Source organism: Anaerotignum sp. (assembly GCF_030625865.1).
GTDB lineage: Bacteria > Bacillota > Clostridia > Lachnospirales > Anaerotignaceae > Chakrabartyella.
The window spans coordinates 1-12,969 of record NZ_DAOUQB010000057.1; the positions used below are offsets into that span (position 1 = coordinate 1).

Below are 12,969 nucleotides of genomic sequence, written 5' to 3' on the forward strand. Positions count from 1 at the left end.
CGCTTGGTATCCTTTTTTTAACCTTTCAATTTCAATTTCTTGCTTAGCAACTGTGAGTTTTAGCTTTTCAATTTGTGTCAAATTTTTGCTCTTATGGATAGCTGCAAAAGTATTACCTGGATGCCCTTTGGATTTTAATCCGTCTTCACCATTATCTAGATATTTGTGAATCCAATGATTCAAAAGAGTGTAATCCATATTTTCTTCTTTTGCTAGCCTCTTAATACCTAGATCTTCACTAAAATATCGCTGTACAATTCGCATTTTCTCTTCATAAGTCCAATTTCTTCTTTTGGTTCCTTTAGAAACTCCCATAATATCACATCCTTTCAAAATAATTATAAAACAAAAAGTAGGCAAGGTGGTCATATTCCTTGTCTACTTTCATTTTACAACTTCAAATAGCGGGGGGTTGTCTGTTTCGCACGCTTGCGTGCTCAACTGGGTCACGACCCATAATATAAGCCCTGTTCAATATAGAACTGAACAAGGCTTTCCTTAGGGTGGTTTTTAATTTTCTCTTATTTATATGAACACTAACTTACCCAACAATTCACAAAATCAATGTTATATTAAATTTGTATATCCCATCAATGTTTCATCCACTTCTCTAGCAACGCTACGGCCTTCATTAATTGCCCAAACAACCAAAGACTGACCTCTATGCATGTCACCGGTAACAAATACTTTTGCTACATTTGTGTGAAAGCTGTTTTCAGCCGTCTTCACATTTGTTCTTTCGTTCTGCTCTACTTTAAACGCCTGGGTCACATAACTTTGCGCACCTAAAAAACCTGCTGCAATCAGTACCAAATCCACATCAATTGTCCTTTCACTGCCTTTAACATGGGCAAAGGATACTCCTCCATTTTTGTCTGCTTTTTTCTCCAACTTCACTATTTTAGCCTTTGTAACATTTCCTTCTTTATCTAATACAAATTCCTTTACTGTTGTTTCATAAACTCGAGGGTCTCTTCCAAATACGGCAATCGCCTCCTGTTGCCCATAATCAGTTTTTAAAACCTTCGGCCACTCCGGCCAACGATTATTATCTGCCCTTTCCAAAGGAGGTTTTGGCATCATCTCCAACTGAACTACGCTTTTTGCACCATGGCGGATGGACGTTCCCACACAATCGTTCCCCGTATCCCCGCCACCGATAACCAACACGTTTTTCCCCTTTGCTGATATATATTTCCCATCCTTCAAGTTACTGTCTAAAAGGCTTTTGGTTGTCGCTCGCAAAAAATCCACCGCGAAATAAACACCTTTTCCTTCTCTTCCTGGAACTTTAATATCTCTGGGGTTAGATGCACCGCAGGCAAGAATTACAGAATCATATTCTTTAATTAACTTCTCCGCTTTAATGGTATTCCCTACGTCCGCATCGGTTACAAACTCAATGCCTTCCGCCTTCATAATATTTATCTTACGATCGATTACGGTTTTCTCCAACTTCATGTTAGGAATACCATACATCAATAAGCCGCCAACTCTGTCATTACGCTCATAAACAACAACACTATGCCCTCTTTTGTTCAGTTGATCCGCCGCTGCAAGACCCGACGGTCCGCTTCCGATTACTGCAATTTTTTTGCCCGTTCTAACCATGGGCGGGTTTGGTTGAATCAACCCCGAAGCATATCCATTTTCAATAATACTCCACTCATTTTCCTTGATGGTAACGGGCGTATCATTTAAACCGCAAGTGCAAGCTGCCTCGCAAGGTGCAGGACAAACACGGCTTGTAAATTCGGGGAAATTATTGGTTTTTAAAAGTCTGCCTAACGCCCGATCCGGCTTTTCCAAATAAATCAAATCATTCCACTCCGGAATCAAATTATTTAAAGGACAGCCGGAAGTCATTCCCTTTATCATCATTCCACTCTGACAGAAGGGTATGCCGCAATCCATACATCTTGCCGCCTGTTGCTGCTGTTCATTTTTTTGCAAATGCTCATGAAAATCCTGAAAATGCTTAATTCTTTCCTTCGGACTCGTTTCACCCCCGGATTTTCTTTCAAATTCTAAAAAACCTGTTGCTTTTCCCATGCATAATCCCCCCTGTCTTATTTATTTGAATAGAACGCATAGAAAGCCTCAATTAACGCCTCGTCCCCGCTCAATCCCTTTTCTTCCAATCGAACGGTAGCTTTATGCATCTTGTCGAAGTCATGGGGCAAAACTTTTTTAAATTTAGGCAGATAATTACTGAAATCGTCAAGAATTTCCTGTCCTTTTTTAGATCCCGTCAACTTCACATGATTTGTGATCATTTCTTTCAAAACCGTAACGTCCTGTTTATGCAACACTTCTTCCAAAGAAACCAATTCTTTGTTTACTCTGGTATAAAAATCTCTGTTTTCATCCAGAACATAGGCAACGCCGCCGCTCATGCCTGCGGCGAAATTTTTCCCTGTATTTCCCATAATTACCGCAATTCCGCCTGTCATATATTCACAGCCATGGTCTCCAACTCCTTCAACAACAGCCCTTGCGCCGGAGTTACGTACACAGAAGCGCTCTCCTGCCACACCGTTAATATAAGCCTCGCCATCTGTGGCTCCATACAAAGCAACATTTCCAATAATAATATTATCGTCCTCTTTCAACTTGCTTTTCTTGGAAGGATATACAACTAATTTTCCGCCGGAAAGGCCTTTGCCAAAATAATCGTTGCTGTCCCCTTCCAATTCAAGGGTAAGTCCCTTTGGAATAAAAGCACCAAAACTCTGTCCTCCCGCGCCGTTACATTTAATATGTATTGTATTATCTGCAAGGCCCTCAGGATATCTTTTTGTAATTTCAGAACCCAATATGGTACCAAAGGTACGGTCTGTATTTTTTACATCCACTTCCGTAGACGCAGGCGTTTTGGTTTCTATCGCATCCTTCAGCCTTTTATATAAAACCTTTAAATCTAAGGTTTCCTCCAAATGAAAATCATAAATTTGTTTTGGATCAAACCCAAAATTCTGACCGGGCTTTGCAAATGGATTGTTAATGACCCTCTCTATTTCAACCTTGGTAGTTCTTGTTCTTGCACCATCACGTATCTTCAACAAATCGCTGCGTCCAACCATTTCAGAAATGGTTTTAAAACCAAGTTTTGCCATGTACTCTCTTAATTCTTGGGCAATAAAATACATAAAATTGATTACATATTCTGGTTTACCCTTAAATCTTTTCCTCAACTCAGGATTTTGCGTTGCCACACCAACAGGACAAGTATCCAAATTACAAACACGCATCATAACGCATCCCATGGTTACCAAGGGTGCCGTTGCAAAGCCAAATTCCTCTGCGCCCATTAATGCAGCAAGGGCAACATCACGACCACTCATCAGTTTCCCATCAGTTTCCAGTGTTACCTTGTTTCTTAAGCCGTTGCGAATCAAAGTTTGATGTGTTTCCGCCAAACCAAGTTCCCAAGGAATTCCTGCATGTTGAATAGAAGTTCTGGGGGCCGCTCCTGTCCCACCATCATAACCGGAAATTAAGATAACCTGGGCTCCCGCCTTTGCAACCCCTGCGGCAACGGTTCCTACGCCGGCCTCAGCACAAAGCTTTACGGTAATTCTTGCATCTCTGTTGGCATTTTTCAGATCATAAATCAACTGTGCCAAGTCCTCAATGGAATAAATGTCATGGTGAGGCGGAGGAGAAATCAAGCCAACGCCAGGGGTAGAATGCCTTGTTTTTGCAATCCAAGGATATACCTTTTCAGCAGGCAAATGTCCCCCTTCCCCAGGTTTTGCACCTTGGGCCATTTTTATCTGAATTTCCTTTGCACTAACCAAATATCTGCTGGTTACCCCAAAACGACCCGAAGCCACCTGTTTAATTGCGGAACATCTGCTATCCCCGTTGGCATCCGGAGTAAGACGATCAATGCTTTCACCGCCCTCACCGCTGTTGCTTTTTCCTCCAATGCGGTTCATAGCAATGGCAAGGGTTTCATGAGCTTCCTGGCTAATGGAACCATAGCTCATTGCACCGGTTTTAAAACGTTTCACAATAGACTCCACGCTCTCAACCTCTTCAATGGGAATGGGATTTTCCGCAAATTTAAAACCAATCAACCCTCTTAAGGTTACTTTTGCTTCATCGTTCACCAAGTGGGTATATTCTTTAAAAAGCTTGTAATCCCCTGTTCTGGTAGCCTCTTGTAAAAGATGTATAGTTTGAGGGTTATATAGATGTTTGGATTTATTACTCCTGAATTTATGGCTACCAACGCTGTCAAGGGTCGTGTCTGTTCCCAGCCCTAAGGGATCAAAAGCACTGTTATGCCATTCGTGAAATTCCTTTTGAATATCATCTAGGTCAACACCCTCAATTCTTGTAACAGTATTGGTAAAATATTTATCCACAACCTTTGAGTCGATGCCGACTGCCTCAAAAATTTGTGCTCCTTGGTAAGATTGAATGGTAGAGATACCCATTTTCGATGCAATTTTTACAATACCATGAAGAATAGCAGCATTATAATCATTCACCGCTGCATAATAATCCTTGTCTAAAATATCCTCATCAATCAAATTTGCAATGGTATCCTGGGCTAAATAAGGGTTCACCGCACAAGCACCATAGCCAAGTAACGTTGCAAAGTGATGTACCTCTCTGGGTTCTGCCGTTTCCAGAATTAGGGCAATACTTGTTTTCTTTTTTGTTTTTACTAAGTACTTGCTAACGGCTGAAACTGCCAATAACGAAGGAATGGGAACATGGTTTTCATCTACATCACGATCGGATAGAATAATGATATTTGCGCCATCTCTATAGGCACGATCCACCTCAACAAACAGGCGGTCAATGGCTCTTTCCAGCTGGGTATTTTTGTAGTAGGTAATCGGTATCACCGTAGACTTAAACCCTTCAATATTCAAATCCTTAATTTTCATTAAATCCGTATTGGTAAGAATGGGATTATTCACACGAATAACCTTGCAATTTTCCGGAGTTTCCTCCAAAAGGTTCCCTGCTCCCCCAATATATACCGTTGTACTGGTTACAATTTCTTCACGAATTGCATCAATAGGCGGATTTGTAACCTGAGCAAACATCTGCTTAAAGTAGTTGAACAACGGCTTTTTTGTTTCCGAAAGTACCGCCAAGGGCGTATCCGTCCCCATGGAAGCAATGGCTTCTTCCCCTGTTTTTGCCATGGGCAAAATAGCAGTCATAACCTCTTCATAAGTATACCCAAAGGTTTTTTGCAATCTGGCTAACTCATCTTTTGTATACTGGGGCGTTTTCTTATTTGGAATGGAAATATCCTTCAAATGAACAAGGTTTTTGTCAATCCATTCTCCATAGGGCTGACGTGTTGCGTACTGCTCCTTCAAATCATCATCTGAAATAATAGTTCCCTTTGTTGTATCAACGAGGAGCATTTTACCGGGACGTAAACGATCCTTCTTGATAATTTTTTCTACGGGAATATCCAAAACACCAACCTCCGAGGAGAGAATGAGTCTGTCATCATCGGTAATGTAATATCTGGAAGGTCTCAAACCATTTCTGTCCAAAACCGCCCCCAATACTTCTCCATCGGAAAATAAAATGGAAGCAGGGCCGTCCCAAGGCTCCAGCATCGTAGCATAATATTGATAAAAATCTTTTTTTGCCTGACTCATAATTTTATTGTTACTCCAAGGCTCAGGAATGGTAACCATAACAGCCAAAGGCAACTCCATGCCACTCATTACAAGAAATTCCAAGGTGTTGTCAAGCATAGCACTATCCGAGCCGGATTGGCTGATAATGGGCAATACCTTGTGCATTTCTCCCTTAAAAACATCCGCCGCCATAGTTTCCTCACGGGCAAGCATGAGGTCTGAATTACCACGAATTGTGTTAATTTCCCCATTGTGCAGAATGAAACGGTTGGGATGCGCCCGATCCCAGCTTGGTGTTGTGTTTGTACTAAAACGAGAATGCACCATACCAATGGCGGATTCAAAGTCTCTATCCTGCAAATCTTTAAAAAATAATCTTAGCTGATTTACCAAAAACATTCCCTTGTATACAATGGTGCGACTGGATAGAGAAGCCACATAAGAATTGTCGTTACTTTGTTCGAAAACGCGTCTTGCTACATAGATTTTACGTTCAAAATCCAGTCCTTTTTTTGTATCTTCCTTTCTTTTTACAAAGCACTGCAAAATATAGGGCTTGCAATCCAGGGCCTGTTTTCCCAAAATAGAAGCATTGGTTGGCACTTCTCTCCAACCAGCAAACTCTAAATTTTCTTTTTCCACAATAATTTCAAACATTTTTTTTGCACGGTTTCTCTCTAATTCCCCCTGAGGTAAAAAGAACATTCCTACGGCATAATCCCCTTCTTCGCCGATTTCATACCCTAGTCTTTGCGCCTCTTTTGAGAAAAATTTATGAGAAACCTGCAATAAAATTCCTACACCATCTCCTGTTTTTCCTTCTCCGTCTTTTCCCGCTCTGTGTTCAAGATTTTCCACAATTTTCAGTGCATCCTCCACAGTCTGGTGGCTTTTCACACCCTTGATATTTACAATTGCACCGATCCCGCAGTTGTCATGCTCAAACAGGGGATCGTATAAGCCTTTTGATTCTTCAAACTGATGAAACAAATTTTTGCTCATAGCCATCTTCCTTTCTCGATTTATTTATTTATTTCTTTGTTGTCTGCATTTTTCTCTGTGATATAATTACTTCGCATTTCATTGGCAAAAGAATTTTTTCCGCTTACTTTCCACGAATTTTCGGCAAAATTATCAGCTTATTTTGCATTTTAGAGAAAAAAAAAAGCCCTTAAACAGTCAGACAACCACTACTGTTTAAGAACTCCTTTGATCTTGGGGACAATTATAATATATTTTGTTCCGCATTGCAATGCAGGAAACTGATACACAAAAGGTACTTTGCAAAAAAGAAGAAAAATCTGAACATTAGTAACCACAGGAAGGAGAGCTCCGTCATTTTCTTTTAGATATAATACTTAAAAAAATTAAAACTTATGATAAAAATATAGGCGTAATCACAAGTACCTTTCAAAAAAACGGCGAATATTTTTTTTTAGATTCCATTGAAGACGTACAAATGTTTTTAATATATGTACAATAAAAATGACGTTTTTCTCCAATAAATTCTATTAATATAAAAAAACAGCGCCACTTTTTTACTTCAGTGACGCTTATCATCCTTATCTATTCTTTTTCATTGATTATTTTACGTCTTGTGCATCGCTCCAAACATGATCCAGTCCGTAAAAATCTCGCTGTTCTTTATTAAATAAATGCACCAAAAGGCTTCCAAAATCCAATAAAATCCATGTAGCTCCACTATAGCCTTCTGAGTGATGCAGCTTTACGCCCTCTTTAAACAATTTCTGCACAATTTCATCTGCCATAGCTCTTAAATGGTTCACATTGTTACCGCTTGCAATCACAAAGCAGTCCGCAATATTGGATAATCCTTTTAAATCCAAAACCTTAATATCCTGTCCCAACTTATCCTCCAATGCCTCTTGAGCAATCTTTGCCGCTTCCAATGCGTTCATGTCTTTCCTCCTTAACAGTCTTTATAATATTTTAATGCTTCCAAGGAAAAAGGGTGCAACTCCCGTCCCCTTGTTTTTACATATTTGATTGTTTCCTCTAAAATATACTTCATTGCCATATCTAAATCTAAGTATGCCAATCTTCTTGCCTCTTCAAGCCCTTCAAAAGGTTCTCTATTTGGTTCAATATAATCTGCAATATAAATTATTTTTTCCAGTAAAGACATATTTGCCTTTCCTGTGGTATGAAAACGAATTGCCCCTAAAATCTCCTCATCCGTTACCAGATATTCTCTTTTCGCAACCTCTGCTCCTAAAAAAGGATGAATCAGATCGGGGACTTCTTTCATATAATCATCAACTGCAACCTTGTACTCCTTACAAAAACGATCCCTCATCTCTGGGGGAAAATCCTTTGCACAATCATGGAGCAAGCCTGCTACCCGTGCCTTTTGTTTGTCACATTGGGTACCAAAAATTTCGGCTAAGCGTTCCGCCTCATCGGCAACCCCCATGGTATGGATATATCTTTTGATAGATAATGCAGATTGTAATTTTTCCTGCATTACATCCAAATCCAACATAAATTTCACCTCGTCCTTTTCTGTATCCCGATACAAACAGAATTTATGGATATAATCTTCCACCGCTTGAGGCAATAGATATTTAATAGGCTCTCCCCTTTTTTCACGCTCTCTAATATCTGAGGAAGAAATTGCCAATGCCGGCACCTCCATAAAATGAATTCGGCTGGTATATTTTTCCCTTATTTGACGAATATCTCCAAACAAGAGATCTCTATCGTATCCGGGTCTTGTTACCGCAACAAAATCGCATAGAGACAAAAGCCGCTCCGGTTCCTTCCAACTCATAATCTGATGAATGGCATCTGCACCCGTAATAAAATATAATCTTACATCAGGACGGCACATTTTTTTTAACGCTTCAATGGTATCTATTGTATAGGTTGTACCGGGACGATCAATCTCTATACGAGACACCTGAAAATTTTGGTTTCGCATGGTTGCCAAAACTGCCATCAAGTAGCGATGTTCATTTGGGGTGATCCGCTGTTTTGTTTTATGGGCAGGTTTGCCCGTAGGTATAAATATAACCTTGTCCACATTAAAACGATGGCGAACGGCCTCCGCCGTCACCAAATGCCCATTATGAATGGGATCAAATGTCCCCCCCATAATGGCTATGCTTTTGCAGTCTTTAAAAACTTCTATCTCATTTCGCATAGAAACGCCTCTTTATCTCTTCTTATCCAATAGTTTCCACTCAGCCAGCCTTTGCAAGGCTAAACCGTAATCTCCCGCTGTTTTCTTTGTTGCATCCCATAGCAGTCGCAGTCCATCAAATATAGCTTCTTTGGTTTCTTCGTCCTCATCCTTCAATGTTTGCAAAGTGCGATAAGCATTTTGGGGTGATAATACAACGTCGCCCTGCTCATCGGCATGGGTCATAGAAAGGATCTCAAACAACGCATCCACAAATTTTTCTCTTTTTTGGGGTGTCAGGCTCTTTAGCCAACTCTTAAGGGTTCTGTTCCAAAATTTACTTTCCATAGAAACAGATTCCAAACAAACAAACCCCTTACCAGATACTTCCCATGAGTAAGGATCATGCTGTAACAATCCCTTTTCCCCACTTTTTACAACCACATATCCTCCTTGGTGATTCATCAACATCCCAATAATGGAAGATTCCGGCACAAAAGAATGCACCTTGGAAATCATATATTTATAACCTTGAAAACGTAACATTCCTTCTTGAAACCCAGGCCCGTCATGATTATAAACACATAAAATTCGCTCCTGAATTTTACGGGGACAAACCGCCGCTGCAAATACAGCCAAATTTCCACCCTTTGAATGGCCTCCTACACGAATATCCCCAGATATCCTTTGTGCCACATACATCAGATATGCTGACGCTGCAATCTGCGCAGGAACAAAATCCAAAAAGCTCATATTAAAATCTTCTTTCCATCCAACCAGGGATAAGTCGGTCCCTCTATATGCAACAAAAAACGTACCATCCCCCAAAAGAACGGTAACTGCGGCAAACTGAGCTTCATTTTCAATATTCACATGATCAACGTAATAGCATACCTCCATATTTTGAAACCGCTGGCTTTTTCCCATCAACTGCAATAACACAAGATCCTGAGGATCACGCACATGAAGCTTCTCCTGAGGCAAATCCTTCACTTTATTGGCTAAGTCCTCAATGCGCACCGGTGAAGCATCATATTGGTTCAATACATCTATGAAAAAATGATATGCAAAGCACGTTAAAATAAGGCCATCCACATCCTGAAACGGGGATTGCTCTAACGTTAGATCGCCCCGCCACAGGAGATAATCAAATACGTTAGTCATGGAATTCTCTCCCCCAAGTATTATTTTTTTGCTTTGGGTAATTCGATAACCGGCTTCGTTTTAGACTGACGGAATAATACAAATTTATTGCCAATTACCTGAACAATATCCGCCCCTGTCCTGCTGGCAAGTAATTCCGCCGCCTCTGCTGCCGATAACATATTATTATCTAAAACGCTAACTTTAATCAACTCTCTGGCTTCCAACGCAGAATGCACTGTATCTCTCAATTCAGGTGTCACACCGTTTTTTCCAACCTGAAAAATTGCATCAATTCCATTCGCCATAGAACGCAAAAAAGCTCTTTGTTTACTTGTTAACATAAAGTCCTCCAATTTGTCTAAAATCTCTCATTATAATCCTTAACATCATAGCATACAGCCCCCTATTTTGCAATCTTCCCCCCCAAAAAAGGTAATTACTTTATATATTGTTTCAATTTTTTTATGAAAAAATCATTGTTCCACAAAACTATTGATGATACAATATAATATACAAAAAATATTCTTATATTATTATGATTTTGTATCAGTTTAACATACCCAATTTTGAAGCTCAATGGTACTATAAGTTTTACTTTTTGTATTTTCCAATCAAATTAATACAATACTGAATAATATTCTACTGATATTCATTCACCTAGATATAGGAGGAAAACAAATGGATCTACAAATTGGTTCTCGCCTTCGAGAATTACGAAATAAAAAAAAATTGAGCATTGCGGAGCTCTCTAAAATTTCCGAGGTGAGTACAGGATTAATCAGCCAAATTGAGCGTGATTTGGTAGTCCCCTCAGTCGTAAGTCTTTGGCGTTTAGCAAGCGCATTGGACACGAATATCAATTACTTTTTCGAAGAAAAACAGCAAGAAGATGGTATACTCATCCGACGGGGTGATCATAAAGTCATTGTCACCCATCGTAGTAACAGCTTCTATAAGCTTTTGTCACCCACTCGCCCCGGTCATCTATTAGATATGACAGAAGTTCGTTTAAAATGCGGATGCACCTATGAAAAAGAAACCCTCTACCATAACGGAGAAGAATGTGGCTACGTTTTGAAAGGCACACTCACGGTACACTTGAATGGTAATGAATATGTGCTTTATGAAGGAGACAGCATTTATTTTAGCAGTTCTCTCCCCCATAAATACATCAACAACTCTGACGAAGAGTGTGTTTCCATTTGGGCAATGACCCCGCCATTCTTTTAAGCCCTACACGCTGCATAATTTGCGGCGTTTTTTTATCTCTAAAATACATCTTCCTTATTTCCCCCTCTGTTTTTTCTGTTTTTTAAATATACACAGAAAAAAGCCCGATTGCTTTATCCAAGTTTTATCTTGTAAAATATTGCAATTCGGGCTCTTCTGTTTTATCACTAAGTTTAAAAGTATTTAAAGGGAAGCAATACTTTTATTTTTTCTTTTGTACAAAAAAATTTAAGATTTGTTGTTGGGTATTTGATAGGCATGGATACATTTCCATCCAATTATCCATATAGTCAATACTTCTCAACAAATTTTTAATGGGGGATCATTTGTAATCTATTTTAATAACTTATCATCACAATTTTGTATGTAGCACATAAAGCCACAAAAACTTTAGCCAATCACCTTTTGAATAAGATTTAGCCAATTTCCGCCGGAAACCATCTCCAATTCTTTCTCCGTAAATCCTGCCGCTTTCATTTTTGCAAGCAATTCGGGAACCTTAGAACAATCCTCCAACCCAACGGTAAAGGAGGTTTCTTGATCGCTATAGCTTTTCATAGAATCTGTTGATAAAAATTCAAAAAAATCAAAGCCAAAGCCAAGATGCTCTACACCGATTTTGTCTGCAATATAAGATGCATGCTTTACAAGATTATCCACATTTTGTTCCTTTAAATCCCGGCTTACAAAAAGATTAAAAGAATTTAACCCAACTAAGCCCTTTGAATCTCGAATGGCCAATAACTGTTCATCTGTTAAATTTCTCGTTGCCGGCGCCAGCGCCTTTGCATTGGAGTGAGATGCTAAAATTGGGCCTTGGGCTACGTCCATAACATCCCAGAAAGAGCGTTCGTTCAGATGCGAAACATCCATAATCATTTTTTTCTCCTGGATGATTCTAACAGCTTTCTTCCCAAGTTGAGTAAGCCCTCTATTCGGGTCACCTTGAACCCCCGTTGCCAAAGCATTTTGCTCATTCCAAGTCAGCATCGCATGGCGTGCACCAAAATCATACAGAGTATGAATGCGATCCACATCTTCCCCAATACCGGAAAGACCTTCTATGCCTAGCAAGATGAAAAACTTACCTGCTTTTCGTGCCGCTTCAATTTCTGCTGTATTATGAACCAAAACCGCTTCTTCGCACTCTGCCATTTCATCTTTTGTTGCCTTCAGAATTTGTTCCAACCTTTTCGATGGATCTTTGTCATAAGGTGGGTCAATCCAAATGACGAAACAGCCTCCCTCAACTCCGCCTTTACGCAATCTAGCCAGGTGGTGATTCTTAATTACCTGCGTTTCCCCAAGCAGGCGTTTGATGGTGACATCAGTAAAGATGTCGGAATGTCCGTCAAAAATCATATTACTCCTCTTTTCGTCTCTTTAAAATCTCTTATGTTTACGCGCCTAACAAATTTCCAATGATGGTACCAAAGTATGTACCAATGACATAGCCCAGGGTACCAACTAACATGATAGGACCTACCAGCTTAACCCAACCCTTGGAAATTGCCATTGCCGCCGCTGTCGTAGGGCCGCCAATGTTCGCATTGGATGCAAGAATAATATCCTCCAGATTGAATTTGAACAATTTACCAAAAATAAAGCAGAAAAGCATATTTACAACAACCATAATCAAACAGAATACAAACAACATTGGAGCATTTACAAGAATTTGTTTAATGGATGCAGGAACACCGATAACGAACAAGAACAAATAAATCAAATATGTACCAATTTCCTGGGTGCCTGCTGTTTTTTCAACATGCTTTGCACCAAATGTTGCAACAAGCATAGCTACTGTGGTCATAATTAAATATTTGTTACTTA

10 protein-coding genes are annotated in these 12,969 nt (G+C 39.7%); 1 reads left to right on the forward strand and 9 read right to left on the reverse strand.

Annotated features, from left to right (window positions below):
* The 7 genes from P9Q65_RS12280 to yhbY all read right to left on the reverse strand — a co-directional run.
* On the reverse strand, positions 1 to 315 hold a 315-nt coding region (locus P9Q65_RS12280), incomplete at its 3' end, for a transposase (RefSeq protein WP_304509727.1).
* Between the two features lie 252 nt (positions 316 to 567).
* On the reverse strand, positions 568 to 2,052 hold the full coding sequence (locus P9Q65_RS12285) for a glutamate synthase subunit beta (RefSeq protein ID WP_304509729.1): 1,485 nt from the start codon (positions 2,050 to 2,052) through the stop codon (positions 568 to 570).
* A gap of 17 nt (positions 2,053 to 2,069) precedes the next feature.
* Complete coding sequence (gene gltB, locus P9Q65_RS12290; RefSeq protein ID WP_304509731.1) at positions 2,070 to 6,623, reverse strand: glutamate synthase large subunit; 4,554 nt, start codon at positions 6,621 to 6,623, stop codon at positions 2,070 to 2,072.
* Between the two features lie 581 nt (positions 6,624 to 7,204).
* Positions 7,205 to 7,540: a ribosome silencing factor gene (gene rsfS / locus P9Q65_RS12295; RefSeq protein ID WP_304509732.1), complete on the reverse strand. Its 336-nt coding sequence runs from the start codon at positions 7,538 to 7,540 to the stop codon at positions 7,205 to 7,207.
* 11 nt (positions 7,541 to 7,551) lie between these two features.
* On the reverse strand, positions 7,552 to 8,784 hold the full coding sequence (gene nadD / locus P9Q65_RS12300; RefSeq protein ID WP_304509734.1) for a nicotinate-nucleotide adenylyltransferase: 1,233 nt from the start codon (positions 8,782 to 8,784) through the stop codon (positions 7,552 to 7,554).
* Positions 8,785 to 8,796: 12 nt separating this feature from the next.
* Positions 8,797 to 9,927, reverse strand: a complete 1,131-nt coding sequence (locus P9Q65_RS12305; RefSeq protein ID WP_304509736.1) for a DUF2974 domain-containing protein — start codon at positions 9,925 to 9,927, stop codon at positions 8,797 to 8,799.
* Positions 9,928 to 9,947: 20 nt separating this feature from the next.
* Positions 9,948 to 10,250 carry a ribosome assembly RNA-binding protein YhbY gene (yhbY, locus tag P9Q65_RS12310; protein WP_304509737.1) on the reverse strand — a complete coding sequence of 101 codons (303 nt, stop codon included), beginning with the start codon at positions 10,248 to 10,250 and terminating at the stop codon, positions 9,948 to 9,950.
* A 337-nt stretch (positions 10,251 to 10,587) separates the two neighbouring features.
* Between yhbY and P9Q65_RS12315 the strand changes: the two genes are divergently transcribed.
* Positions 10,588 to 11,139, forward strand: a complete 552-nt coding sequence (locus P9Q65_RS12315; protein WP_304509739.1) for a cupin domain-containing protein — start codon at positions 10,588 to 10,590, stop codon at positions 11,137 to 11,139.
* 390 nt (positions 11,140 to 11,529) lie between these two features.
* Here the strand turns inward: P9Q65_RS12315 and P9Q65_RS12320 are convergent, their stop codons facing one another.
* Together P9Q65_RS12320 and P9Q65_RS12325 are read right to left on the reverse strand one after the other, a co-directional pair.
* A complete protein-coding gene (locus P9Q65_RS12320; RefSeq protein ID WP_304509741.1) occupies positions 11,530 to 12,501 on the reverse strand; it encodes a dipeptidase in 972 nt (323 codons plus the stop codon).
* Between the two features lie 37 nt (positions 12,502 to 12,538).
* Positions 12,539 to 12,969, reverse strand: a 431-nt coding sequence (locus P9Q65_RS12325) for a DUF819 family protein (RefSeq protein WP_304509742.1), incomplete at its 5' end; no start/stop codon positions are given.